The 26049-nt window shown below is 71.0% G+C and carries 22 protein-coding genes; 10 read left to right on the top strand and 12 right to left on the bottom strand.

The window, feature by feature from the left end:
• Positions 1-12 precede the first annotated feature (12 nt).
• Complete coding sequence (locus AB0K73_RS18890; RefSeq protein WP_360518236.1) at positions 13-1152, bottom strand: epoxide hydrolase; 1140 nt, start codon at positions 1150-1152, stop codon at positions 13-15.
• A 199-nt stretch (positions 1153-1351) separates the two neighbouring features.
• Between AB0K73_RS18890 and pulA the strand changes: the two genes are divergently transcribed.
• Positions 1352-7402 (top strand): pullulanase-type alpha-1,6-glucosidase, encoded by a 6051-nt coding sequence (gene pulA / locus AB0K73_RS18885; RefSeq protein ID WP_360518233.1) that lies wholly within the window; start codon positions 1352-1354, stop codon positions 7400-7402.
• 30 nt (positions 7403-7432) lie between these two features.
• Here pulA and AB0K73_RS18880 read toward each other — a convergent pair whose 3' ends face one another.
• The 4 genes from AB0K73_RS18880 to AB0K73_RS18865 all read right to left on the bottom strand — a co-directional run bounded on the left by AB0K73_RS18880 (position 7433) and on the right by AB0K73_RS18865 (position 12394).
• The gene (locus AB0K73_RS18880) at positions 7433-10417 is read right to left on the bottom strand and encodes an AAA family ATPase (RefSeq protein ID WP_360518230.1); all 2985 of its coding nucleotides are present in this window, start codon (positions 10415-10417) and stop codon (positions 7433-7435) included.
• A gap of 63 nt (positions 10418-10480) precedes the next feature.
• Positions 10481-10729: a DUF4242 domain-containing protein gene (locus tag AB0K73_RS18875; protein WP_360518227.1), complete on the bottom strand. Its 249-nt coding sequence runs from the start codon at positions 10727-10729 to the stop codon at positions 10481-10483.
• A gap of 131 nt (positions 10730-10860) precedes the next feature.
• On the bottom strand, positions 10861-11274 hold the full coding sequence (locus AB0K73_RS18870; RefSeq protein ID WP_360518225.1) for a hypothetical protein: 414 nt from the start codon (positions 11272-11274) through the stop codon (positions 10861-10863).
• 118 nt (positions 11275-11392) lie between these two features.
• The gene (locus AB0K73_RS18865) at positions 11393-12394 is read right to left on the bottom strand and encodes an o-succinylbenzoate synthase (protein WP_360518222.1); all 1002 of its coding nucleotides are present in this window, start codon (positions 12392-12394) and stop codon (positions 11393-11395) included.
• 74 nt (positions 12395-12468) lie between these two features.
• On the opposite strand from AB0K73_RS18865, the gene AB0K73_RS18860 reads away from it, so the two are divergent.
• The gene (locus tag AB0K73_RS18860) at positions 12469-12693 is read left to right on the top strand and encodes a hypothetical protein (protein ID WP_360518219.1); all 225 of its coding nucleotides are present in this window, start codon (positions 12469-12471) and stop codon (positions 12691-12693) included.
• A 24-nt stretch (positions 12694-12717) separates the two neighbouring features.
• On the opposite strand, the gene AB0K73_RS18855 is transcribed toward AB0K73_RS18860, so the two are convergent.
• Positions 12718-13626: an LLM class F420-dependent oxidoreductase gene (locus tag AB0K73_RS18855; RefSeq protein WP_360518216.1), complete on the bottom strand. Its 909-nt coding sequence runs from the start codon at positions 13624-13626 to the stop codon at positions 12718-12720.
• A gap of 136 nt (positions 13627-13762) precedes the next feature.
• Between AB0K73_RS18855 and AB0K73_RS18850 the strand changes: the two genes are divergently transcribed.
• Both AB0K73_RS18850 and AB0K73_RS18845 read left to right on the top strand, forming a co-directional pair.
• On the top strand, positions 13763-14698 hold the full coding sequence (locus AB0K73_RS18850) for a 1,4-dihydroxy-2-naphthoyl-CoA synthase (RefSeq protein WP_360518213.1): 936 nt from the start codon (positions 13763-13765) through the stop codon (positions 14696-14698).
• A 16-nt stretch (positions 14699-14714) separates the two neighbouring features.
• The gene (locus AB0K73_RS18845; RefSeq protein ID WP_360518210.1) at positions 14715-15869 is read left to right on the top strand and encodes an AMP-binding protein; all 1155 of its coding nucleotides are present in this window, start codon (positions 14715-14717) and stop codon (positions 15867-15869) included.
• Here AB0K73_RS18845 and AB0K73_RS18840 read toward each other — a convergent pair.
• From AB0K73_RS18840 to AB0K73_RS18830, 3 genes are all read right to left on the bottom strand, one after another.
• Entirely contained in the window at positions 15866-16303 is a 438-nt protein-coding gene (locus AB0K73_RS18840; protein WP_360518207.1) for a type II toxin-antitoxin system VapC family toxin, read from the bottom strand. The two genes, AB0K73_RS18845 and AB0K73_RS18840, sit on opposite strands and share 4 nt — an antisense overlap.
• The gene (locus AB0K73_RS18835) at positions 16300-16569 is read right to left on the bottom strand and encodes a type II toxin-antitoxin system prevent-host-death family antitoxin (RefSeq protein ID WP_360518204.1); all 270 of its coding nucleotides are present in this window, start codon (positions 16567-16569) and stop codon (positions 16300-16302) included. Before AB0K73_RS18835 ends, AB0K73_RS18840 begins: the two co-directional genes overlap by 4 nt.
• A gap of 63 nt (positions 16570-16632) precedes the next feature.
• On the bottom strand, positions 16633-18123 hold the full coding sequence (locus AB0K73_RS18830; RefSeq protein ID WP_360518201.1) for an MFS transporter: 1491 nt from the start codon (positions 18121-18123) through the stop codon (positions 16633-16635).
• 96 nt (positions 18124-18219) lie between these two features.
• Between AB0K73_RS18830 and AB0K73_RS18825 the strand changes: the two genes are divergently transcribed.
• Positions 18220-18666, top strand: a complete 447-nt coding sequence (locus tag AB0K73_RS18825) for a helix-turn-helix domain-containing protein (protein ID WP_360518198.1) — start codon at positions 18220-18222, stop codon at positions 18664-18666.
• A 46-nt stretch (positions 18667-18712) separates the two neighbouring features.
• Positions 18713-19678 carry a 1,4-dihydroxy-2-naphthoate polyprenyltransferase gene (locus tag AB0K73_RS18820; protein ID WP_360518363.1) on the top strand — a complete coding sequence of 322 codons (966 nt, stop codon included), beginning with the start codon at positions 18713-18715 and terminating at the stop codon, positions 19676-19678.
• 116 nt (positions 19679-19794) lie between these two features.
• On the opposite strand, the gene AB0K73_RS18815 is transcribed toward AB0K73_RS18820, so the two are convergent.
• A complete protein-coding gene (locus AB0K73_RS18815) occupies positions 19795-20085 on the bottom strand; it encodes a DUF4229 domain-containing protein (RefSeq protein WP_360518195.1) in 291 nt (96 codons plus the stop codon).
• A gap of 73 nt (positions 20086-20158) precedes the next feature.
• Here AB0K73_RS18815 and AB0K73_RS18810 point away from each other — a divergent pair, with 73 nt between their 5' ends.
• The 3 genes from AB0K73_RS18810 (at position 20159) to AB0K73_RS18800 (ending at position 23424) form a co-directional block, all read left to right on the top strand.
• Positions 20159-20596: a PLDc N-terminal domain-containing protein gene (locus tag AB0K73_RS18810; RefSeq protein ID WP_360518192.1), complete on the top strand. Its 438-nt coding sequence runs from the start codon at positions 20159-20161 to the stop codon at positions 20594-20596.
• Between the two features lie 55 nt (positions 20597-20651).
• On the top strand, positions 20652-22409 hold the full coding sequence (gene menD, locus AB0K73_RS18805; RefSeq protein WP_360518189.1) for a 2-succinyl-5-enolpyruvyl-6-hydroxy-3-cyclohexene-1-carboxylic-acid synthase: 1758 nt from the start codon (positions 20652-20654) through the stop codon (positions 22407-22409).
• Positions 22410-22629: 220 nt separating this feature from the next.
• A complete protein-coding gene (locus tag AB0K73_RS18800) occupies positions 22630-23424 on the top strand; it encodes a PPK2 family polyphosphate kinase (protein ID WP_360518360.1) in 795 nt (264 codons plus the stop codon).
• A 25-nt stretch (positions 23425-23449) separates the two neighbouring features.
• Here AB0K73_RS18800 and AB0K73_RS18795 read toward each other — a convergent pair whose 3' ends face one another.
• Positions 23450-24742 carry a chorismate-binding protein gene (locus tag AB0K73_RS18795; RefSeq protein ID WP_360518186.1) on the bottom strand — a complete coding sequence of 431 codons (1293 nt, stop codon included), beginning with the start codon at positions 24740-24742 and terminating at the stop codon, positions 23450-23452.
• 132 nt (positions 24743-24874) lie between these two features.
• The gene (locus AB0K73_RS18790) at positions 24875-25168 is read right to left on the bottom strand and encodes a DUF427 domain-containing protein (RefSeq protein WP_360518183.1); all 294 of its coding nucleotides are present in this window, start codon (positions 25166-25168) and stop codon (positions 24875-24877) included.
• A gap of 155 nt (positions 25169-25323) precedes the next feature.
• Here AB0K73_RS18790 and AB0K73_RS18785 point away from each other — a divergent pair, with 155 nt between their 5' ends.
• The gene (locus AB0K73_RS18785; RefSeq protein ID WP_360518180.1) at positions 25324-26028 is read left to right on the top strand and encodes a class I SAM-dependent methyltransferase; all 705 of its coding nucleotides are present in this window, start codon (positions 25324-25326) and stop codon (positions 26026-26028) included.
• Positions 26029-26049: the final 21 nt, after the last annotated feature.

Below are 26049 nucleotides of genomic sequence, written 5' to 3'. Positions count from 1 at the left end.
CTCGGACCCCGCTCAGCGCGCGAGACCCGCGAAGAACTCGCCGACATCCCGGGCGTAGAGCTCAGGCTGCTCGAGCGCGGCGAAGTGGCCGCCGCGGGGCATGTCGGTGTAGTGCGCCAGGCGGTAGTTCGGCTCGACCCACCGCCTCGTGGCCGGGTTGATCTCGGCGGGGAACGCGGCGACCCCGGTCGGCACCTCGGGAACCGGGTGCACCCGCCCTTCGGGGTCGAGCCGCGACTCGTAGTAGATCATGGCGGATGACGCGACCGAGCGCGGGACCCAGTAGAACATGAGATTCGTCAGCAGGTCCTCGGTCGTGAAGGCGTCGAGGCCCCCGTCGCTCCAGCCCTCGAACTTCTCGAGGATCCACGCGGCGAGCCCGGCGGGGGAGTCGGTCTGCGCGATCGCCAGCGACTGCGGCTTGGTCGACTGGAGTTGCGCGTACGCGCGGCCCGTGGCATCCGTCTGATCCCATCGGGCGAGGAGTTCGCGCTCGCGCTCGTCGGCGCCGTCGGCCCACGTGGGCGTGCGGTGCACGCTGACCAGGGGCAGGTTGGTGTGGTAGCCGATCACGGAATCGGCGTGCAGCTGCGAGAGCCGCGAACCGATGATCGCACCCCAGTCGCCTCCGGCGACGCCGTACCGCGCATGACCGAGTTCGGAGGTCATCAGGGTGTGCATGGACTCGGCGATCCGGGTAACGCCCCAACCGGGCTCGGCGGGCTTGCCGCCGAAGCCGAAGCCGGGCAGCGACGGCATGACCAGGTCGAACGCCGCGTGCCCTGCAGCCGGGTCGGTCAGCGGCTCGATCACGTGCCGGAACTCGACGATCGACCCGGGCCATCCGTGCATCAGCAGCAGCGGGATCGCGTCGGGCAGGCCCGACGGGGCACGGAACACCTGCAGGTCCACGCCGTCGATGGGCACGACGATCGGGTCGAGGCTGTTCAGCCACGCCTCGTGCGGTCGCCAGTCGTACTCATCGGCCCAGACCCGGCACAGCTCGCGCAGGGCGGTGAGGTCGGTGCCGGCCGCCCACGGCGCCGCGGGTACGGGTTCGGGCCAGCGGGTGCGGCGCAGCCGTTCGCGAAGTTCGGCGAGTTCCTCGTCGGCGACGTTGATCGGGGCGGGGCGGTGCGCGTTTGCGGTCATGCTCGATTATCGCGCTGCGGCTCGCCGCCTCAACCCCGGATGCTGAGAGCGTTTCCAGCAACGGCGCAGAACCGACGTGCGTGGTACGTCGTCTCCGCGCATTCGCATCTGTAAGCGCTTGCATTCATACGCGTCGCGCTGCTACCGTCGCGAGCAACGTCGGTGGCACGTGGTCGTGCCGGAATTCGGGGAGTCAAGGATGACGCAACGCGCTCGTGTCCGAAACGGGATCGCCCTGCTGTTGACCGGGGTGCTCGCGGCATCCGCCGCGATCGTCGGCACGGTGATGCCGGCCGCAGCCGAAGAGCCGCGCACGTTCGCCCTCGTGGGCGACCTGCAGTCCGAACTCGGATGCCCCGCCGACTGGTCGCCCGACTGCGCTGCGACCGAGCTCATCGCGACGGCGACGCCCGGCGTCTTCGCCGCCGACTTCACGGTGCCCGCCGGCACGTGGCAGTACAAGGTCGCGGTCAACGACACGTGGGACGAGTCCTACGGCCTGAACGGCGGCGCCGACAACATCCCGCTCACGGTCGCCGGCGACACGCCCGTGCGCATCGTCTTCGACGACAACCAGCATCGCGTCGGCCTCGAGGCCATCGGGCTGCGCGGCGCGTACGACGAGGCATCCGACGCTCCGCTCGTCACCGACCCGGTGCGTCAGCCCGGCAGCGACGAGACGTTCTACTTCGTGATGACCGACCGATTCGCGAACGGCGACCCAGCCAACGACGCAGGCGGGCTCGTCGGCGACGCCCTCACGACCGGCTTCGACCCGACCCACAAGGGCTTCTACAACGGCGGCGACCTCGCCGGCCTGCGCTCGCAGCTCGACTACATCGACGGCCTCGGCACGAGCGCGATCTGGCTCACCCCGAGCTTCAAGAACCGGCCGGTGCAGGGCGAGGGCGCGAACGCGAGCGCCGGGTACCACGGTTACTGGATCACCGACTTCACCCAGATCGACCCGCACCTCGGCACGAACGCCGAGCTCGAGGCGCTCATCGCCGAGGCGCACGCCAGGGGCATCAAGATCTACTTCGACATCATCACGAACCACACGGCCGATGTCATCGACTACGCCGAGGGCCAGCACGCCTACATCGACCAGGCCACGAGCCCCTATACGGATGCCTCGGGCACCGCCTTCGATCCGGCCGACTACGCCGCGGCAGGCGCACCTCCCTTCCCGGCGCTCGACCCCGCCACGAGCTTCCCGTACACGCCTGTCGTGACGCCCGAGGACGCCGACCTCAAGGTGCCGTCATGGCTCAACGACACGACGCTCTACCACAACCGCGGCGACTCGACGTGGGAGGGCGAGTCGGTCACGTTCGGCGACTTCGTCGGCCTCGACGACCTCATGACGGAGCATCCGACGGTCGTGAACGGCTTCGTCGACGTGTATCGGCAGTGGATCGACCTCGGCATCGACGGCTTCCGCATCGACACCGCCAAGCACGTCAACTTCGAGTTCTGGGAGCAGTGGTCGACGCAGGTGCTCGACTACGCGCACGACGCCGGCAAGCCCGACTTCTTCATGTTCGGCGAGGTCTACGACGCCGACCCGCAGAAGCTCTCACCGTACGTGCGCAAGACCGACATGAACTCGGTGCTCGACTTCACCTTCCAGTCGCAGACCGTGAGCTTCGCGGCCGGCAACTCGGCGAAGAACCTGCAGTCGCTGTTCGCGGGCGACGACTACTACACGACGCCCGACTCGTCGGCCACGGCGCTGCCGACCTTCCTCGGCAACCACGACATGGGCCGCGTCGGGTACATGCTGCAGTCGACGGATGCCCCGCTCGCGCGTGACGAGCTGGCGCACGAGCTCCTCTTCCTCACGCGCGGCCAGCCCGTGGTCTACTACGGCGACGAGCAGGGCTTCGCGGGCATCGGCGGAGACCAGAGCGCCCGTCAGACCCTCTTCGCGAGCCAGGTGGCGGAATACCAGAACCAGCCGCTCGTCACCGGCGAGACGGCAGGCAGCGTCGACCGCTTCGGCACCGACGCCCCGCTCTACCAGCACATCGCTGCGCTCGCCGACCTGCGCGCGGCCCACCCCGCCCTCGAGACCGGTGCCCAGATCGAGCGCCACGTCGACAACGGAGCGGGCGTGTACGCGTTCTCGCGCGTCGACCGCACCGAGCGCGTCGAGTATCTCGTCGCCGCGAACAACGCGAATGAGTCGCGCACCGTGCAGGTGCCCACGCTCACCGGCGACGGCGCGTTCCAGGTGCTCTACGGCGACGGTCAGTCGGTCACGGCGGATGCCGCGGGCGTCCTGTCGGTGACCGTGCCGCCGCTCGGCACGGTGGTGTGGAAGGCCGACCGGCAGGTGTCGGCGCCGGCCGCGGCATCCGCCATCTCGGTCGACGTCCCCGTTGCGGGAGCCGGCGTGACCGGCGTGACCCCGGTCGCGGCCGACGTGGCCGACGCCACCTGGCAGGAGACGAGCTTCGCGTGGCGGGTCGCCGGCGCAGGCGACGACGCCTGGCAGGCGCTCGGCACCGCCGAGGACACGACCCCGCGCGTCTTCCACGACACCACGGGGATCGCCAACGGCACGCTCATCGAGTACCGCGCCGTGTCGACGGATGCCTCGGGCAACGGCGCCGCCGCATCGACCTACGCGTCGGTCGGCAACGCCGTGAACCTTGTCGTGGAGGAGGACCCGGAGCCGCCGATCGACCTCGTCACGGTGCCCGGATCGCACAACTCCGAGATGGGCTGCCCCGGCGACTGGACGCCGGGCTGCGAAGCGGCGAAGCTCACGCTGCGCGCCGACGGCATCTACGCCGGCACGTTCGACGTGCCCGCCGGTGACTACGAGTACAAGGTCGCACTCAACGGCAGCTGGGATCTCAACTACGGCGCCAACGGCGAGCAGAACGGCCCGAACATCACCTACTCGCACGCGGGCGGGCCGGTCACGTTCTACTGGAACCCGGTCACCAAGGTGGCGTCGTCGTCGGCCGAGGGCCCGGTCGTCACGCTGCCCGGCAGCTTCCAGTCGGAGATCGGATGCCCCGGCGACTGGCAGCCCGACTGCCTCGCGTCGCTCATGCAGGACGGCGACAAGGACGGCGTCTTCACGTTCGCCACGTCGTCGATCCCGAGTGGCAACTACGAGGCGAAGGTCGCGCACGGCCTCAGCTGGGACGAGAACTACGGCGTCGGCGGCGCGCCCGGGGGTGCGAACTACGCGTTCACCGCGACCGACGGCAAGCTCGTCGAATTCCGCTACACGCTCGCCACGCACGTGCTCGAGATCATCGTGACCGACCCGCCCCTCGTGGGCACCGGGCAGTTGCGCGCGCACTGGGTCAGCGAGGACACCATCGCCTGGCCGGCCGAACTGCTCGGCGGGGCATCCGCCGACTCGGCCGCCTGGACGCTCGAGCACTCGGCCACGGCAGGTCTCGTGATCGCCGAGGGCGCGGTCACGGGCGGAGGCGACCCGGTCGAGCTCGCCCTCGACCCGGCGGGCCTCACCGAGTCGCAGCTGGCGAAGTTCCCGCACCTCGACGGCTTCCTCGCGCTGCATCCGGTGGGCCTCGACCGCGCGGCGGTGCAGCAGCTCCTCACCGAGCAGCTCGCGGTCGCTCAGACGACGACAGCGTCCACTGGGGCTGGGTCGCTGACCGCGTTCACCGGCGTGCAGGTGCCCGGCGTGCTCGACGACCTCTACGCCGACGCCGTGGCACCCGTGCCGCTCGGGGCGACGGTGACCGGCCTGGACTCGACCGTGCGGCTCTGGGCGCCCACGGCGCAGGCGGTGTCGCTCGAGGTGTGGCCCTCGGGCGGCGTCGGCGACCCGACCGTGATCCCGGCGTCATTCGATGCCGCTGATGGCACGTGGAGCGTCGACGGGCCGTCGGTCGGCGACGAGTACCGCTGGTCGGTCGAGGTCTTCGCGCCCACGACCGGCGCCATCGAGACCAACTCGGTGACCGACCCGTACTCCGTGGCCCTCACGACCAATTCGGCGCGCACGGTGATCGTCGATCTCGACGACGAGTCGATCGTGCCCGAGCAGTGGGCCGAGACGCCCGCACCCGTCGTCGAGCGCCCGGTCGACCGCGCGATCTACGAGCTGCACGTGCGCGACTTCTCGATCACCGACGAGACCGTACCCGAGGCCGAGCGCGGCACCTACCGCGCCTTCACGAAGGACTCCGCGGGCACCGCCCAGCTCCGCGAGCTCGCCGAGGCCGGCATCAACACCGTGCACCTGCTGCCGACGTTCGACATCGCCACGATCGAGGAGGACCGGGCCGCGCAGGCGGCTCCGACGTGCGACCTCGGGTCGTTCGGTCCGGCGTCGGCCGAGCAGCAGGCGTGCCTCGAGGCGATCCGCGACCTCGACGGCTTCAACTGGGGCTACGACCCGTTCCACTTCCAGGCGCCCGAGGGCTCCTACGCGGTGGATCCGAACGGCGGCGCCCGCGTCGGCGAGTTCCGCGAGATGGTCGGGGCGCTGCACGGCATGGGGCTGCAGGTCGTGCTCGACGAGGTGTACAACCACACCGCGGCATCCGGGCAGGGGGAGAAGTCGGTGCTCGACCGCATCGTGCCCGGCTATTACCAGCGCCTGAATGCTCTCGGCGCCGTCGAGACGTCGACGTGCTGCCAGAACGTGGCGACCGAACACGAGGTCGCCGAGAAGCTCATGGTGGACTCGGTGGTGCTGTGGGCCGCGGAGTACAAGGTCGACGGCTTCCGCTTCGACCTCATGGGTCACCACTCCCGCGACAACATGCTCGCGGTGCGGGCCGCGCTCGACGAACTCACGGTCGAGGCCGACGGCATCGACGGCTCGCAGGTGTACCTGTACGGCGAGGGATGGAACTTCGGCGAGGTCGCGGACAATGCGCGGTTCGAGCAGGCCACGCAGGGGCAGCTCGGCGGCACCGGCATCGGCACGTTCAACGACCGGCTGCGTGACGGCGTGCACGGCGGCAGCCCCGTGGTCGGCGAGTCGATCTTCGACCAGGGCTTCGGTACCGGCCTCGCGGGCGACCTGAACGGCAGGCCCGTGCGGGACGGAACGCGGAACCTCGGCCAGCAGACCGACCTCGTGAAGGTCGGCCTTGCGGGCAACCTGCGCGACTTCGAGCTCGTCGGCTCCGACGGCGCGACGAAGACCGGCGCCGAGGTCGACTACAACGGCGCCCCGGCCGGCTATGCCGACCAGCCCGACGAGGTCATCACCTACGTCGACGCGCACGACAACGAGACGCTGTACGACCTCGGCGTGCTGAAGCTGCCCGTCGACACGTCGATGGCCGACCGCGTGCGCATGAACACGCTGTCGCTCGCGACCGTGACGTTCGCGCAGACGCCCTCGTTCTGGCACGCCGGCACCGAGCTCCTGCGGTCGAAGTCGCTCGATCGCAACAGCTACAACTCGGGCGACTGGTTCAACCGCATCGACTGGACCGGCCAGGAGTCGACCTTCGGATCGGGCCTGCCGCCCGCCGCCGACAACGAGGACAACTGGTCGATCATGGCGCCGCTCCTCGCCGACCCCGCGCTGAAGCCGACCGCGGCGGACATCGCGGCCGCAGAGGCATCCGCCCTCGACCTGCTGCGCGTGCGCGATGAGGTCGACCTGCTGCAGCTGGGTTCGGCGTCGCTGATCAACGAGAAGGTGTCGTTCCCGAACAGCGGGGCGGATGCCACGGACGGGCTCATCGTAATGCTCATCGACGATCTCGTCGGCGAGGATGTCGACCCGTCGCTCGAGGGCGCGCTCGTGGTGTTCAACGCGTCGCCCGCTGCGATCACGGAGTCGGTCGACGGGCTCGCCGGCCGGTCGTTCGAACTCGCCGACGCACTCGCGAACGGCGCCGACCCGGTGGTGAAGACCACGGAGTGGGATGCCGCGACCGGGTCGCTCACCCTGCCGGCTCGTACCGCGGCGGTGCTCGTCGACGAGCAGGAGCCGCCGGCCATCGCGACGTCGGTCGTCGCCGTGCCGAACAAGGTGTTCGCGAAGGCGGGGTCGTCGGTGAAACTGGCTGGTCAGGTGTCGTCCGCCGACGGTGCCTCGCCGGTGGGCACGGTCACCGTGCTCGACGGCGACCAGGCGATCGCGACCGCGCTCGTCGGCACCGCAGAGGCGGGCGGGTTCGAGGTCAAGCTGCCGAAGCTCGACGCCGGCCTGCACGTGCTGACGGTCACGTTCGACGGTGGTGAGGGGTACGCCGACTCCCAGTCGGTGCCCATCGTGATCGTGCTCTGGTAGCGCGCCCCCGCGGGTTGGGGCGTGCCCTCCTCAACCCGCGGCAGGGGTGCGGTGGGCGAGGCCGTCGCGGTAGGCGATGGCGGTGAGCTCGGATCGCCGGCCGGCGCCGAGCTTCGCCAGCAGGTTCGACACGTGGCGCTCGACGGTTCGGTGGCTGATGAAGAGGCGGCCGCCGATCGCCCGGTCGGTGAGTCCCTCGGCGACGAGCGCGAGCACGTCCTGCTCGCGGCGGGTGAGGTGATACGGGTCGTCGTCGCTCGTCTCGGGTGGGTCGTCGCGCAGCGTGATCCGGGCGCGTTTCGCCGTGTCCTCGGCGAGGTGCACGACGTGCGCCGCGCCGACCCGCTCGGCGGTCGTCCACGCGGTGCGCAACTCCAGTGCAGCGGTCGTGCGATCGCCGCCCGTGGCGAGCAGCGCTCCGGCAGCCCGGAGTCGCGCCTGCGCCTCGCGGAACGGATCCTGGAGGTCCTGCCACTGCTCGGCCACGGCGAGCCACGCTGCGGAATCCGGGTCGCCCGCGGCATCCGTGAGTTCGCACTTCGCGACCGCGTATTCGGCAAGGGCGACCGGATTCACCGAACGCGACCGGGCGATCGACGCTTCAGAACGGGCGACCCAGATCAGCACGTCGTCGACGCGGGCTCGGCCGCCCCGTCGCCCGCCGATGGTCGCCGCGGCGGCCGCGGCGGACGCCGCCGCAGCGAACAGCGGCACCGAGAACACCGCGTGCTCCTCGCCGTGCAGCTTCGCGTGGCCCTCGTCGGCCGTGGCCAGCGCCTCATCGAGCTCGCCCACGGCCGCGAGCACTTCGACGAGCGTCGCGTAGAGCGGCCCGAGCATCTGGCCGTCGAGGAGCCGCGCGCCGGCGTGACGCGCGGCTTCGAGGCGGGAGCGCGCGCGATCGAGGTCGCCCAGGCGGAACAGCAGCATGCCGCTGATGAGGTCGACACGCACGGCGTCGATGCCCGCCGGCTCCAGGGCGTCGGCTTCGTCGAGGAGGCGCGTCGCCTCGAGGTTCCGGCCCAGGTGCAGCAGCGCCTCAGCCGCGTCGCACCGGCACCACACGCCCTTTCGGTGCTTGAGGCCCAGGCTCTCGACCACGCCGATCCCCTCGAGCGCCACGTCCGCGGACTCGGTCATGCGCCCGGCGTCGAAGAGCGCCGAATGCAGGTTGACGATCGCGCGGGCGATGTCGTCGACGTCCTCGAACTCCTCCTCGGCGATGCGCCGCGACATCCGGAGCTCGGCGATGCCCTCCTCGAGTTCGCCGAGGTACGAAAGGTCGACGCCCAGGTTGTTGCGGGCGTGGCCCTCGACCGATCGGGCACCCACTTGACGGGCGAGCTCGATGGCTTCACGGGCGAGGGGGAGTGACTCCTCGAAGCGGCCGGCCAGCATGAGCACCTGCGAGTACCCGCTGAGTACGGCGGCGCGCCACGAGGTGACCGGCTCGGCCGGCACGAGCTCGACGGCGCGTTCGTAGGCGACGAGTGCGTCCTCCCCCTCGGCGGCCATCCAGAGGTACCGTCCGAGACGCTCGTACATGTAGCCGTGGTGGTGCTGTTCGGCGGGATCGACCGCGGCGATGGCGCGACGGATCAGCTCGCCGGCGCGCTCCGGCCGCGCCGCGAGGTGGGCGACCTCTGCGGCAGACCACAGCACCAGGTAGCAAGGCTCATCGAGGTGGACGTCCTCATCGGGCAGAGCGTCGAGCAGTGACACCGCGCGTTCGTACTGGGCCAACGACTCGCTGAAGGCCAGCGCTCGCGCGGCGACCCGTGCGGCGATCACGGCGGCCGTGAGCGCACGGGGGCCGTCGCCGGCCGCGTCCCAGTGCCGCGCGATCCGGCCGGCAACCGACACGAGATCATTGGCGAGGTCCGGGGATTCGGTCAACGCCTCCGCCACCCGTCGATGGAGCCGGGCAGCCTCGCCGGGGAGCAGTCCACCGGCGATGGCTTCCTGGAGCAGCGCATGCCGGAAGACGTATGCGCCGCCGTCGGCGACCTCGGTGAGGAGCACGTGGTGTTCGACCGCCGGGCGCAACGCGGCGTCGATCGCCGGGGCCGGGATGTCGGCGACCCGCTCGAGCAGGCGGTGCGGCACACGGCGGCCGATGACGGACGCGGCGCGCAACGCCTGCCGGGTCGCGGGTGCGAGCTCCTCGAGCCTCGCGAGCAGCAGGTCGCGGATGGTGGCGGGAAGCTCTCCGCTCGAACCCAGCACGAGCAGTTCCTCGGCGAAGAACGGGTTGCCCTCGGCTCGTTCGTAGATCTCGTCGAGCAGGGCCGTGCGGGGAGGAACGCCGAGGATGTCGCTGAGCTGCAGGGCCTGCTCGTCTCGGGTCAAGCGCTCGATGACGACGTGCTGGCCCGACCGACGGCCGGACTCCGCGATGAAGCGCCCGACGGCCGCATCACCGGGGGGCTCGTCGGTGCGAACGGTGAAGACCAGCAGCGTGTCGCCCCGCAGGTGGCTGCCGAGGAGCGTGATGAACTCGAGCGTTGACCGGTCGGCCCAGTGCAGGTCCTCGACGATCACGATCACGGGGGCGTCGGCGCTGAGCCCGTCGATCATCGCGCTCACCGCTTGGAACAGCAGGCTCGCGCTCGCGCGCGTGGGTTCGGGGACCGGGATGGAATCGGCCAGAGCCGGGATCCACCTGGTCAGTTCGGGCGCGGCATGACCGGCGAGCCGGATGACCTCCGCGGCACCGAGACGCCGCACGAGGTCGGTGAGCAGCTCGACGAGCGGGGCGTACGGCAGGATCTGCTCCCCGAACGCGACACAGCGCCCGACGAGGACATTCGCGCCCCGGGCCGCAGCCCGGGACGCGAACTCCTGTGCGGTACGCGTCTTGCCGACTCCCGCCTCGCCCTCGACGAAGACGGTCTGCACCGCGTGGTCGGCGATCGCGTCGTCGAGCAGCGCCTCGAGTCGGGCGAGCTCGCGCTCGCGTCCGACCAGGCGTCGACTTGTCGCGCGATTCGTCGTGACCTCGCCGGTCATCGCCATAATGGGATTATCGCGCGATTCGAGGAATGCTCGGGCAGAAATCTGGACGAAGCATCCGGAGCCTCATCCCTCCTGCACCGGCACGAGCTGATCGGCGACCAGCCCGTGCGCCTCGCGGTGCACCTGCGCCGCGGCCTCGGCGTCGGGAGCATCGACGAGGCAGAACACCTTGCCCGAGCCCTCGTCGAACCAGTACTGCCGGTAGTCGACGCCGTAGCGGTCCTGGACCTCGAGGTCCTTCGCGTGGGCGCCGGCCACCGCCTCTGCGGTGAGTCCTTCGACCCGGTCGTGGACATCCATGAAGAGTGCCATTTCATCCTCCTGCGTGGTGGGTGGTGGTACCACCAGCGTGGAGGTCGGGTCGTCGAGCCGGTTACGGGGAACCACGCAGTTCCGGATGCCGCGACCACGCATTCCTCATCGGAGGTCGGATCCCGGGAGTGTCAGAACTCCAGGCCGCAGGCCTCGTAGCTACCGAGGATCTCCGCACCGTACGCGGCGAAGATCTCGTCGATGCCGCTGCCATCGCCGGCCTTCTCCTCGTGCGGGTTGTTCGAGGCGATGGTGCCGTCCTGGCCGACGGCTCCCTTGACCATGATGGTGAAGGTGGCGGGGGCGCCGCTCGCCTGGTACTCCGTGAGCACGCACTCGGCCAGGTCGGCCGGGAGTTCCTCCGTGAGCGCCTGGGCCACGTCGAGCGTGTACCACGCCTGCGAGTGCGACGCGCCGGCGTTGCCCTGCTCGGAGCGGTTGGGGTTGTAGCACTCGTGCGCGTAGGCGGCGACGCCCGTGCCGAGCACGCCGGCGGCGGCGAGCGCGACGCCCGCGGTGATGTTGGTGAGAGTGCGTGAGAACATTGGTGTCCCTTTCGATCGGCTTGGTCGGCGGAAACGGGCCGACCTCACCAACCGTGCCGGGACGCCACGCGGCGGGCATCGGTGCTGACCCGCATCGCGGTTCAGCGTCAGCCCTGCATCAGCCGGCGGCGAGCTGTGCGTGGCATCGTTCCAGCCTGGCCAGCCACCAGGCGGTACGCTCGGCGTCGGCGGCGTACCGTTCGAGCAGCGCGGGATCGGGATCGATGCGGCGCACGTCGATGGCGCCGTCGCGGGGCACGAGCGGGTCGCGCGTGACATCCGCCGCCAGCAGCGCCGCGGTGCCGAGTCCGCAATCGTAGTCGAGTTCGGGCACGGATGCCGCGAGCTGCGCGCCCATCGCGAGGCCGACGCTCGTGTCGAGCGCGCTCGACACCACCACCGGCAGCCCGGCGCGCGCGACGACGTCGAGCGCCCGGCGGATCCCCCCGAGCGGCTGCGCCTTGATGACGAGGAGGTCGGCGGCGCCGGCCGCGGCCACCGCGAGCGGGTCGTCGGCGCGGCGCACGCTCTCGTCGGCAGCGATGGGGATGCCCATGTACTTCGTGCGGCGGCGGATCTCGGCGAGCTCGTCGACGGTCTGGCACGGCTGCTCGACGTACTCGAGGTCGAACGGCGCCATGGCGTGGATGGCGTGCTCGGCCTCGTCGACGTTCCAGCCGCCGTTCGCGTCGAGGCGCACGCGTCCCTCCGGGCCGAGCGCCTCGCGCACGGCGCGCACGCGGGCGATCTCCTGCTCGAGGGTCTCGTCGCCGCCGGCGACCTTCACCTTCGCGGTGCGGCATCCGGGGAATCGCTCGAGCACCGTGGGCACGCTGTCGGGGTCGACGGCGGGTACGGTGGCGTTCACCGCGATCCGGTCGCGCAGCGCGGGCGGCGGCGCGTTCCAGCCGTAGTCGATCGCGGCGGCCAGCCAGGCGGATGCCTCGGCGTCGTCGTACTCGGCGAAGGGCGAGAACTCGGTCCATCCCTGCGGTCCTTCGAGGAGCAGCGCCTCGCGCACGTCGATGCCGCGGAACCGCGTGACGAGCGGGAGCGCGACCACCCGTGCCGTGGCGAGCAGGTCGGACAGGGGCGGCACGGATGCGGCATCGTCGGTCACCCTCCCATCGTGTCACCGCGCGAGCCCCATCGGTGCATGCCGGTCTGTTAGCGTGGACGGACTTGGGGGTGCACATGTCCGACGGATACGACTCGCTCGGCGTCGAAGCCACCGAGGTGCGCGATTCCGCCGGGCGGAACGTGCTGATCGCCGTCATCGGACTCGTGCTCGTCGTGGGCGCATTGATCCCGCTCACGTACGGCGCGATCTGGGTGGGCTCGCTCGCGTACGCCGCGGCCGTGTGGTTCCTGACCGGTGGGGCGGGTCTGCCGCCCGAGGGGTCGTCGGTCGCCACCTGAACGACACGGATGCCGCGGCATCCGTCATCTGGACCGTCCCGCGGTGTTCACCTCGTCGCGCCATCCGACGAGGTCGCGGATCGGGCCGAGGTCCCACGCCGGGGCCTCGAAGCCGACCGTGAAGAGCCGCGTGCCGACGGCGTGCAGCGCCTCGGCGTTCGCGGCGTAGTCGACGCCGCCCTCCGGGTAGCGACCGGGCAGCGGGTTCACGCCGGCGCTGCGCTCGATGTCGGCGGGATCCCGTCCGATGCGGCGGCACCAGTCATCCAGCACCGCATGCTTGTGCGAGATCTTCTCGGCGTCGCCGAATCCGTGCCAGATGTCGGCGTGCTGCGCGGCGATGCGCAGGGTCACCTGCTCGCCGCCGCCACCGATGAGCACGGGGATGTCACGCGTCGGCGGTGGGCTGAGCTTCGCCCACCGGTCGCGGATGAGCGGCAGATCGCGGCGCAATCCCCGCAACCGGTCGGGGGCCGTGCCGAACTCGTATCCGTACTCGGTGTAGTCGCGCTCGAACCAGCCGGCGCCGATGCCGAGGATGACCCGTCCGGGACGGCCGTCGCGAGCGCTGATGTGGTCGACGGTGCGCGCCATGTCGGCGAGCAGTTGCGGGTTGCGGTACCCGGTGGATGACACGAGCACGCCGAGCTCGACGCGATCGGTCACCTCGGCGAACGCGGCCAGGAGCGTCCACGCCTCGAGATGCGCCCCGTCGGGGTCGCCGGAGAGCGGGAAGAAGTGGTCCCAGCCGAACAGGACGTCGGCGCCGGCCTCTTCCGCGGCGAGCGCCGCCCGTCGCAGCTCGGGATAGGTGGCGTGCTGCGGCTTCACCTGCACGGCGACGCGGGCGCGGCGGTCGGCGCGGGGCTGGTGGACGGTGGCCGACACGTCTCGCGTGCCGGTGGGGGCGATGCCCGGCTCGGCGGTATCCATTCCCACAGTCTGCCGCGAAGTGACTCGATCCGTGACCGGGTCGGAGCGACGGGCACGGGCAGCGGGGTGTCCGTGCCCCACGGCACCATCGGCCGGGGACGCCGGCCGCGCATCCTGCACGCCTAGGCTGGTGGGCATGTCACGCGAGGTCTCGGAACTGTTCGACGCGAGCGAGTGGGCGGATGCCGCGGCATCCGTCACCGGCTCGGATGGTTTCAGCGACATCACGTACCACCACTCCGTCGACGGGCGCATCGCCCGCATCGCGTTCGACCGGCCCGAGGTGCGCAACGCCTTTCGGCCGCACACGGTCGACGAGCTCTACCGCGCGCTCGAGGACGCCCGCACGAATCCCCGCATCGGCGTCGTGCTGCTCACCGGCAACGGGCCGAGCGAGAAGGACGGCGGGTGGGCGTTCTGCTCCGGCGGCGACCAGCGCATCCGCGGCCGCGACGGCTACAGGTACTCCGATGCCGAGACGGCGATCGTCGAGGGCGAGCACGGCGGGCACACCCAGGTCGGGCGACTGCACATCCTCGAGGTGCAGCGGCTCATCCGGTTCATGCCGAAGGTCGTCATCGCCGTCGTGCCGGGCTGGGCGGCGGGCGGTGGGCACTCCCTGCACGTGGTCTGCGATCTCACGATCGCGAGCCGCGAGCACGGCCGGTTCAAGCAGACGGATGCCGACGTCGGCAGCTTCGACGCCGGCTACGGCTCGGCCTACTTCGCACGCCAGATCGGGCAGAAGTTCGCGCGCGAGGTGTTCTTCCTCGCCGAGGAGTACTCGGCCGACCGGGCCTACGCGATGGGCGCGGTCAACCGGGTCGTGCCGCACGCCGACCTCGAGCGCGAGGCGATCGCGATGGCCCGCACGATCCTCACGAAGTCCCCGACGGCCGTGCGCATGCTGAAGTTCGCGTTCAACGCGGTCGACGACGGCATGGTCGGCCAGCAGGTCTTCGCGGGCGAGGCGACGCGCCTGGCGTACGGCACCGACGAGGCGGTCGAGGGCCGCGACGCGTTCCTCGAGAAGCGCGACCCCGACTGGGGCCCGTACCCGTGGCACTTCTGATCGGACGCGGCTCCCGATGAAACCGCTCAGACGGGTTCTGGCGTCGGATGTCGCGGCGGTGACGAGTGCGCTGCACGCCGCGCTCGACGGCGGACCCGCCGTCTGGCCGGTCGCGCCCGGGGGTCGCTCCTCGACCGACGTCGGTACCGGGGTCGACGACGCGATCGCCCTCGTCGTCGAGACGAGCGGATCGACGGATGCCCCGAAGCGCGTGCTGCTCTCGGCGCCGGCGCTGCGCGCGAGCGCCGAGGCGACCGAGGCGGCGCTCGAAGGCCGGGGGCAGTGGCTGCTCGCGCTCCCGGCGCACTACATCGCCGGCGCGCAGGTGCTCGTTCGGTCCCTCGTCGCGGGCACCGAACCCGTGGTGCTCGACGGCGAGCACTTCGACCCGATCGCGTTCGCGGCGGCATCCGCTCGGCTCGATGACGCGCAACCGCGGTACACGTCGCTCGTGCCGGTGCAGCTCAGCCGCCTCGTCGACGCGGCGAAGACGGATCCGAAGGTCGCCGAGGCGCTGCGGTCGTTCGATCGCATCCTGCTCGGCGGTCAGGCCGCACCGCCCTCGCTCATCGTCGCCGCCGACCTGCTCGGCGCGCGGGTAACCCGCACATATGGTTCGAGCGAGACGTCGGGCGGATGCGTCTACGACGGGCGTCCTCTCGACGGCGTCGTGGTGCGCATCGTCGACGGCGCCGTGGAGCTGTCGGGGCCGATGCTCGCTGACGGATACCTCGGTGATCCTGACCGCAGTGCGGCTGCCTTCGCGACCGAAGCGGACGGGACGCGCTGGTACCGCACGGGCGACCTCGGCCGACTCGAGCACGACGGCACGCTCCGCATCCTCGGACGCACGGATGACGTGATCATCTCGGGCGGCGTGAAGGTCGGGCTCGGGGAGGTGGAACGGGCCGTCCGAGCCCTGCCCGGCTTCGCCGACGCCGTCGTCGTGCGCGTGGTCGATGCCGAGTGGGGTGAGCGGCCGGCGGTCGTTGCGTCGCGCACGGAAGCCGCCGCGACATCCGATTCACTGGACGCCCTCACCGGCGCGACCGACGCCGCGGGTCTCCCGCCCGCCGCCCGCCCGGTGCGCCTCGAACTCGTCGACCGAATGCCGCTGCTCGCCTCTGGCAAGCCAGACCGTCGCGCTCTCGAGTCGCTGCTCTCGAGTTAGTGGGATCGGGCACCGTTGGTATCGATGGTCGCGAGGCCGAGCTCTTGCCAGGCCGCGATCAGGTCGCGATCTCCGGAGACGCCCACGAAGTCGTCGCTCGACGCCTCGACCGCGGTCGCGCAGTGCACGGCGTCGTACCCTCGAAGTCCGAAGCGCCGGCTGAGTGCGGCCGCATGGAGCACCGTGTCCTCGCGGGGTTCGACGACGACGACAGAGCCCCAGACGCTCTCGAGCGTGACCATCGAAGCCCGATGCTGGTCTGCGTCGAGGCGCCCCATCCGTTCGGCGCGAGCGAGCGCGGCCGCTGCTTCGACGTAGGCCAGGAGGCTCACGACCACCTCGTCGGCCGAGAGCCACACCCGCCGAGACCGCGCCGAGGTGGGTTCGTCGATGATCAACGGGATGATCGCCGAGGTATCGAGGTACGCGATCACCGCCGTTGCTCGGCGATGAGATCGGAGACGATGCCCGCTGCGGTGATCGGAGTCGGAAGCGTTGCCTTCGGGCGCAACGGCGGCCGGGCGAACCCCTCGGTGATCATCCGCTCGATCGGCGACTCGGCTTCGATGGGGACGATGCGAGCGATCGGCTTGCCGTGATCGGTCACGACGACCGTTTCGCCCTCCCGGACCCGTGCGAGCTGCCGACTGAGCGTGTCGCGCAGCTCGCGGATCCCGATCTTCGATGTGGCCACATTCATGTGCTCATTGTAGCCACAAGCGTGGCGGCGGGGCGGCGGCGGGACGGCGGCGGGCGGCGGTGGTCACACCACAGGCGCCGCCCGCACCGTCTGCACAGCATCCGCTTCGGCGTCGAGTTCGGCCAGGCGCTTCGCCTCATCGAGGTGCGCCTGCACCTGCCGGCGGTTCGGTAGCAGCAGGCTCGCGAGGGCGGCGATCCCGAACCCCGCGACCGACACCCAGACCGATGCCTGCAGCGCCTCGAGCACGTGCGCCCGACTCCAGTCATCGCCGACCACGGTGAAGAACACGGTCGTCGAGACCGCGATGCCCGACGCGGCGCCGAGCTGCTGGAAGGTGCTGAAGGCACCGGATGCCGCGCCCGCATCGGTGACCGGCACGGTGGCCAGTGCGACGTCGATGAGCGGGATGATGAGCAGGGCCAGGCCGAAACCGGCCAGGAGCATGGGCCAGACCGCCGCCCAGCCGGTGAACGTGCTTCCGGTGTCGGCGACGATCGTGAACACCCAGAGCACACCCGCCGCAAGCAGCGCGGACCCCGCGGTGACGAGCCACTTGCCGATGCGCGGGACGAGCGGGATGACCGCGCCCGTGCCGACGAGCGCCCCGAGGCTGAAGGCGAGCAGGTTGAGTCCGGCGGCGAGCGCATCGAAACCGAGCGCGGCTTGCAGGTAGATGATGAACGGCAGCGTGAACGCGTTCAGGGCGCCCTGGAAGGCGGCCTGCGTGACGATGCCCGCCGAGAAGCCGCGATCGGCGAACAGCGGCATGGGCAGAAGCGCCGAGCCGTCGCGCTGCATGCGCCGCCGTTCGTAGCCGATGAACCCGAGGAGCAGCACGGCGCCGGCGGCCACCGGCAGCCAGAGCCAGGCGGGCCAGCCGAGCGTCTGGCCCTCGACGAGTGGCACCATGAACGCCAGCACCACGGCGCTGAGCAGCACGACACCCACGAGGTCGAGTCGCATCGGCCGGGGCGAGCGCGTCTCGGGCACGACCCGCGCAGCGAGCGCGATGATCACGATCCCGACCGGGACGTTGATGAGGAACACGGTCCGCCATCCCAGGCCCCACAGGTCGGCGTCGACGAGCCACCCGCCGAGCACCGGCCCGGCGACCGCGGCGAGGCCCGCCACTCCGCCGATGAGGCCGTACATCGGAGCGCGCTCGCGCGGCGAGAACAGCGCCTGCACCGAGGCGAGGAGCTGCGGCACCATGAGCGCCGCGAAGAGACCCTGGGCGATGCGCGTGACGACGAGCACGTCGCCCGACCACGCGAACGAGGCCGCGGCAGAGGCGAGCGTGAACCCGCCGATTCCGATCAGGAACATGCGACGGCGCCCGAACAGGTCGCCGAGCCGACCGCCGGTGATGAGCGCCACGGCGAAGGCGAGCAGGTAGCCGCTCACGATCCATTCGAGTTGGGCCTCGGATGCCCCGAGGTCGGCGCCGATGGAGGGGAGCGCGACCTGCACGATGGTGACGTCGAGCAGGTCCATGAAGGAGGCGAACAGGAGGACGCCGATGGCGAGGCCTCGGCGCGGTGTGGTGGCCATTCCGGCCGTCCTTTCGTATGCTGAATTCATTCCGATCTGGAAAACTTCCGTGATGGGATTATCCCACTACGGGAACGATAAGGAGTGCGAGCACCGATGTCAAGCAAGGCCGAGGTCAGCGGGCGCATCGTCGGCCTTCTCCAGCTCGTGATCGCGTCGTCGGTGATGACCAACGAGCGCATCGCCCGTGCGATGGGAATCAACGTCGTCGACCTGCAGGCGCTTGGGTTCATCGCGCGCAACGGCGCCCCGATGACCGCGGGGGAGGTCAGCCAGCAGACGGAGCTGCCGACCAGCACGACCACGCGCGTGCTCGACCGGCTCGAGGGCCACGGCTACATCGAGCGCATGACCGACCCGAGCGATCGGAGGCGGGTCGTCGTGCGGGTTCGTCCCGAGCTCGCCGAAGGCGTGGGTCGGGGCGGCGACGACGACCCGTACGCCGCCATCCTCGAGGGCATGCAGCGCGTGCATGAGCAGTTCACGGTCGACGAGCTCGAAGTGGTCGCCCGATACCTCGACGCCGTGAAGGACGTGCGCTGACCGGCGCAACTAGCATGTCGGTGTGGCACGCCCGAAACCGCAGCGCATGAATCCCGCCGACGTCCGCGCCAACGCGCGCCGACGCTCGGGCAACCCCGCCAAGCGCACGACCGCTCCGACGGCCGCACGCGGCCCGGCGACGGTCGCCGACTGGGTGGCCGGCGCCCGCATCCGCACGCTGCCGCTCGCGATCTCGCCCGTCGCGCTCGGCACGGGAGCGGGTGTCGTGGCCATACCCGACGGGCCGTGGCATCCGGCCCGCGCCCTGCTCGCCCTCGTCGTCGCCCTCGCGCTGCAGATCGCGGTCAACTACGCCAACGACTACTCCGACGGCGTGCGCGGCACCGACGAGCATCGGGTCGGCCCGGCGCGGCTCACCGGCTCGGGCGCGGCCAAGCCGCGGCACGTGCTCGCCGTGGCGCTGAGCTTCTTCGCGCTCGCCGCCATCGCGGGTCTCGCGCTCGTCATCGTGACCGGGCAGTGGTGGATGCTGGCCCTCGGCGCCGTGGCGATGGTCGCGGCCTGGTTCTACACGGGCGGCAAGCGGCCGTACGGCTACTACGGGCTCGGCGAGCTCTTCGTGTTCGTGTTCTTCGGACTCGTGGCGACGATCGGCAGCGCCTACGTGCAGGCGCTCACGGTGAACACCGAGGCGTGGCTGGGCGGGGCCGGCGTCGGATTCATCGCGTGCGCCGTGCTCATGGCCAACAACCTCCGCGACGTCGAGCAGGACCGCGCGGCCGGCAAGCGCACCCTCGCGGTGCTCGTCGGGCCGCTCGCGGGTCGCATCCTGTTCACGATCTTCATGCTCGTGCCGTTTGGGATCACCGGGTTCTTCGCCCTGCTCTACCCCACTGCGGTGCTGGTGCTGTTCGCGTTGTTCATCGCGGTGCCGGCGTGCGTCATCGTGCTCTGGGGGCGGACCCCTCGCGAACTGCTCCTCGCGCTCCAACTCGCGAGCATCACGTCACTCGCCTACGGGGTCGGGATGGGGCTCGTCTTCGCCCTCTGACCGCTGGCGCCGGATGGCTGAAGCTCGTGCAGGAAAATGGGCCCCGTGCCTGCCTGAGTGGAGCCCTCGCCGCAATTCTCCTGCACAAGCTAACGCACGAGTTGGGGGCCGGGCGGTCAGGCCGCCGGGTCGCGACGCTCGGTGGGGGCGGCGTCGACGACGGCGTCCTCCACCTCGTCGTCGACGTGCACGACCGGGGTCTCCCGGTGGCGAGCCGCGTACAGGTCGGTCGCGATCGACTCGCGCTGGCGCCGGAGGAAGATCAGCGATGCGCTGAAACCGAACACGGCTGCGACGGCGGCTGAGACCCACGGGTCCACGCCGGCGATGAGCAGCACGGCGAGCGGCACCGCGAACAGCACGATGCGCAGCACGGTGTACCAGAACCAGACGGGCAGGGACTTCACCCTCACAGTGTAGGTCGCCTTCCGCTGAGTACTCTCACAGCCGCGAGCGGGCCGACGCGCCTAGACTGGGGAGATGGTCCGGTGGCTCTTCGTGCTCGGCATTGCAGCCGTGGTCTTCACGATCTATGCCATCGCCGACTGCGCCTTCTTCGACCGCACGCGAATCCGCGGCCTCAGCCGCGGATGGTGGATCGTCGTCATCATCTTCGTGCCGATCATCGGCGGCGCGCTCTGGTTCGTCATCGGGCGTGGCCGCATCGATCGGGTCGGTTCTCGGGCGGGCGGCACGCTCGCTCCCGATGACGACGCCGAGTTCCTCCGTCAGCTCCGCGAAGACGCCGCACAGAACGAGCGCATCCGCCGCATGGAGCAGGAGCTCGCCGACCTCGACGCCGACGACGAACCGCATCTCGGCGATGCCGCAGGCACGACCAAGGGTGAGGATCGCAAGCGGCCCGACGCCCCCGACGCCCCGGGCGAGACGGGACCTGCCGGACGACCGAATGGTTGATCCCGAGGCTCCGACGACGCCGAGCGTTCGACGGAGCCCCGCGAGTGATGCCGCCATGGCGCTCCTCCGCGCCCTCGTCGAGGCCGGTGTGCGCGACGTCGTGGTCGCGCCCGGCTCCCGCTCGCAGGCCCTCGCGCTCGCGGCCGCCGAACTCGAGCGCGTCGGCGGCATCCGATTGCACGTGCGCATCGACGAGCGAGGCGCGGCGTTCTTCGCCCTCGGCACCGCCGTGGAGTCGGGGCATCCGGCGGTCGTCGTGACCACCTCGGGCACCGCCGTCGCGAACCTGCACCCTGCGGTGCTCGAGGCGCACCACTCGGGCGTACCGCTCATCGTGTGCACGGCCGACCGCCCGGCGGAACTCCGCGGCATCCGCTCGAACCAGACGACCATGCAGCCAGGCATCTTCGCGGGAGCGCTGCGGCTGGAGCGCGACGTCGGCGCTCCCGAGGGTGAGCCAGGCGAGACGGATGCCGCGGCCGCCCTCGCGCGGGATGCCGTCGCCGCGGCACTCGGCCGCGACTCGGCGGGCGAGTTCGTACCGCACCCGGGGCCGGGGCCCGTGCACCTCAACCTTCAGTACCGCGAGCCGCTGTCGGCCGTGATCACGTTGGACGCGGCCCTGGTGGCGGAGGATTCCGAGGAGCGGCCGGATGCCTCGGCCGCTCCGCGATCCGCGGGAGTCGTGGACGCTCCGCACGTGGCCGGGGCACTCATCGAGCCGGGTCCGCGCACCATCGTCGTGGCCGGAGCCGGTGCCGGACCGGCTGCGGAGGAGTTCGCGCGCGACGGGGGCTGGCCGCTCATCGCCGAGGTCACGAGCGGCGCGCACTTCGGACCGAACCTCGTCGTCGCCTACCGCGAGCTCCTGCGCGAGCCGGGCTTCGGCGATCTCGTCGAGCGCGTCGTCGTGTTCGGGCATCCGACGCTCTCGCGGGAGGTGCCGGCGCTCGTGCAACGCGACGGCGTCGAGACCATCGCCGTCGCCCCGTCGGGCATCGAGTGGTTCAACCCGGGGCGGCGGGTGAAGCGTTTCGAGCGCGCGGTGCGCAGGCGCCCGCAGGCCCAGCCCCAGTCAGCCGAAGACCGAGCCTGGGTCGGGCGATGGGTGCGCGCCAGCCGCGTGCTCGTCGCCGAGGGGCTGCCGCAGGCGGCATCCGTGCAGAGCGGCATCGACGAGACCGGCCACGTGTCGGACTTCGTGGCGCAACGCGAGTACATGCGCGCCCAACTCGAGGTGGTGCGCGCGCCCGTGACGCGGCGCATGCTCGTCGACGCGGTGTGGGCGGCGACCTGGCCCCACGACCGGCTCGTGTTCGGGGCATCCCGGCTCATCCGCGACGCCGATCGCGCTGTGCCCGGACGGCGCATCCGGGCGCACGCGAACCGCGGGCTCGCGGGCATCGACGGCACGATCGCGACGGCGCTCGGCATCGCAGTCGCGAGCCAGTCGCCTTCTCGAAGCGCGAAGTCCGCCGCCGTCGGCGTGACCCGGGCCATCGTCGGCGACCTGACGTTGCTGCACGACGTCGGGTCGCTCCTGCTCGGCGACGGTGAGCCGCGCCCGCGCATCCAGGTCATCGTCGGCAACGACGGCGGCGGCACCATCTTCGACGCACTCGAGGTGGCCGCGTCGGCGTCGACCGAAGCGTTCGACCGGGTGCAGTTCACGCCGCAGCACGTCGACCTCGCCGCGCTCGCCCAGGCGTACGGATGGAGCTACGCCCGCGCCGCGACGCGCGGCGAACTCGACGAGGCGCTCGGCACGGCGGTAACCGGTCCGGGCATCGTCGAGGTGCCGCTCGCCCGCTGATCCCGGTGGTCGGATGCCTCCGACGGTCGATTGGCGAACGCAGCGAGCGTATCGAGACGCGCGCAAGCCATTGACGCCGGACCGGTGCGGTCCGTCAGGATAGGGGACGGTGATCGTCGCGGAGACGGGGCGACGACGCCGCGACGAGGGGAACACCGTGGGTCTCGAGACATACTGGGCGACTGATCCGTCCGACGTGCTGCGGGTGCGACAGGGATTCATGCTCGCCGATGTGGACACGCGAGCCACACCCGGGTTCGAGGGCGACAAGTCCGATGCCACGACCTCACTCGCCGATGGCGCGGTGATCCTCGCCGAACTGCAGGAGAAGCTCTTCGCCGGCAACCAGATGGGCGACGACCCGCGCCGCATCCTGTTGGTGTTGCAGGCGATGGACACCGCCGGCAAGGGCGGCATCGTGAAGCACGTGATGAGCGCCGTCGACCCGCAGGGTGTGCAGTTCGCGGCCTTCAAGAAGCCCACCGAGGAGGAGCTCGCGCAGGACTTCCTGTGGCGCATCCGCAAGCGCGTGCCCGACGGCGGCATGATCGGCGTCTTCGACCGCTCCCACTACGAGGACGTGCTGGTCGCCAAGGTGCGCGAGCTCGCGCCGCCCGAGGAGATCGAGCGCCGCTACGACGCGATCAACGAGTTCGAGGCCGAGCTCGCGGCATCCGGCACCACCATCATCAAGGTCATGCTGCACATCTCGATGGACGAGCAGCGGGAGCGCCTGCGCGACCGGCTCGAGCGTCCCGACAAGCACTGGAAGTTCAATCCCGGCGACATCGACGAGCGCATGCACGCGCCCATGTACCAGGAGGCGTACCAGACCGTCTTCGAGCGCACGACCACGCCGCACGCGCCGTGGTACGTCGTGCCGGCCGACCGAAAGTGGTACGCGCGCCTCGCGGTGCAGCACCTGCTCATCGAGGCGCTCGAGGCGATGCGACTCGACTGGCCGCTGGCCGACTTCGATGTGGAGGCTGAGAAGGCCCGGCTCGAGGCGAGCTGACCTGCTCCGTCGGCGGCCCGGAGCCTCAGCCGCCGAAGGCCTCGACGATGGGCCGGAACTTGATGACCGACTCGGCGAGCTCGTCGGCCGGCAGCGAGTCATGCACGATGCCGCATCCGGCATATGCCGAGACGGTGCCGAAGGCATCGACCTGCGCGCATCGCAGCGCGATCGCCCACTCGCCGTCGCCGCCGCCGTCGATCCAGCCCACGGGGCCGGCGTACCGCCCGCGGTCGAAGCCCTCGAGCTCGGCCAACGTGCGCAGCGCGATGCGTCGGGGAGTGCCGGCCACGGCCGCGGTCGGATGCACCGCCTTCACGAGATCGAGCGAGCTCGACCCGTCGCCCAGCGTGCCCTTGAGGTCGGTGGCGAGGTGCCAGAGGTTGGGCAGTTGCAACGTGAACGGCTGGGGGCTCGCGTCGAGACGTGCGGTGTGCGGCGCGAGCCGCTTGACGGCGCTCGCGACGGCGAGCGCATGCTCTGCCAGGTCTTTCGGCGAGGCCGCGAGCGTGGCCGCGCGTTCGCGGTCCGATGCCTCGCCCGCACCCCGCGAGGTCGTTCCCGCCAGCACCCGCGCCGAGACGGTGCCGTGGTCGACGCGCACGAGCGTCTCGGGACTCGCGCCGATGAGCCCGTCGACGGCGAACACCCACGTGTCGGGGTAGTCCTCGGCGAGCCGGTTGATGACGGCGCGAAGGCCGTCCTCCTCGTGCAGCTCGCCCACGAGCTGGCGCGCGAGCACCACCTTCGCGAGCTCGCCCGCGTCGATGCGGCGTACGGCCTCGGCGACGGCCGCCTCGTAGGCGTCGGGCGGCAGGGCGCCCGGCGTGAATGTCACGCGCGGCACCCGGCGTTTGGGCGTCGGCTCGGGGATCTCGAGGGCGACGGATGCCGCGGCATCCGCTGCCCCGTCGCCGCCCGTCGCGAGCGAGATGCGCGTCACCCACGTGCGCCCCTCGCGCCGGCCGAGCACAAGCTCGGGCACCACCAGCACGCTCGTCGAGGCCGAGTCGTCGGCGAACGCGAACGCGCCGAACGCCACGAGGCCCGTGCCGGGCAGGCCGACGCGGTCGTCGACGTCGGCGTGGGATGCGAGCGAGGTCCACGCCGCGGCGGCGTCCTCGACGCGGCTCGGGCCGCTCGTCTCGATGCGGAGCGTCTCGCCGAGGCCCACGATGCCCTCGCCACGTCGCATCCAGAGCAGCGGATGCCGCGGGTCGGCGCGTGGGATCAGCGGGGCGAGTTCGTCGACCGGTTCGGTGCGCACGACGAGCCGGGTGACGGCAGTGTGCGACGCCGAGGCATCCGTGTGGTTCACCGCACCAGCCTACGTCGCGCCGTCCGCGGGGCCGGACGTGCGGGCCTCGCCCACATCGTGACGACCTTTCGGCGCCTGGAGGACGCGCGCATGACGTCGTGAGCCGTCAAACCGTCGTGGGCACTTTCGGGATCAGGCGGCGAGTTCCTCGCGCACCTCGACGCCGTGCCAGAACGCGACGTAGTCGGTGATCTCGGAGGCGGCCGCCAACGGGGTCGGGTAGTACCAGGCGGCGTTCGGGTTGCGCTTGCCGTCGACCTCGACGTGGAAGTAGCTCGCCGTGCCCTTCCAGGGGCACACGGTGTGGTTCTCGCTCGACACGAAGTAGCTCGGGTCGATCGACTCGCGCGGGAAGTAGTGGTTGCCTTCGACGACGATCGTCTCGTCGGATTCTGCGATGACCGCGCCGTTCCAGATGGCCTGCATGTGGTTTCCTCCTCAGCGGGCGGGGTCGCCCGTCTCGATACGTGCCTGTCAGGGCAAACGCACCGGCGACGAGATGCATTCCTGCGTATGGAACGTCACAGGGCCCTCGCAGGTTCCATCGGTCGGCGGTGGGGTGTCGACCGTAGACTCGAAAGATGACGCGCGCAGATCTCGGCAAGGATCCCAGCCAGGTGTCGGCCATGTTCGATCGGGTCGCCGCTCGCTACGACCGCACCAACACCGTGCTCTCGATGGGCAACGCGCCGCTCTGGCGGGTCGCCACCACCCGGGCCGTCGCGCCGAAGCCGGGGGAGCGGATCCTCGACGTCGCGGCCGGCACGGGCACCTCGAGCGCCAGCCTCGCGCGGTCCGGGGCATCCGTGGTCGCCGCCGACTTCTCGCCCGGCATGATCGAGGTCGGGCGTCGCCGCCAGGCCGGCGTGCCGAACCTCGTCTTCGTCGAAGCGGATGCCACGAACCTGCCGTTCGGCGACGGCGAATTCGACGCCGTCACGATCTCGTTCGGACTGCGCAACGTCAACGAGCCGAAGAAAGCGCTCGCCGAGTTCTTCCGGGTCACGAAGCCCGGCGGACGGCTCGTGGTGTGCGAGTTCTCGCACCCCCCGGTCGGATTCGTGCGCGCCGGATACCACGCGTACCAGCGCTACGTGATGCCGCCGCTCGTGAAGCTCTCGAGCTCGAACGACACCGCCTACGAGTACCTCCATGAGTCGATCGAGGCGTGGCCCGACCAGCGCACGCTCGCCGGGTGGCTGCGCGAGGCGGGATGGGTCGACGTCGAGTGGCGCAACCTCGCCCTGGGCATCGTGGCCCTGCACCGCGGCCGCAAGCCGGCCTGACACTTACCGGCCGCGCCGCCG

The organism is Agromyces sp. NPDC052230, from assembly GCF_040679595.1.
Lineage (GTDB): Bacteria > Actinomycetota > Actinomycetes > Actinomycetales > Microbacteriaceae > Agromyces.
This window is presented reverse-complemented; position numbering and strand designations above follow the sequence as displayed.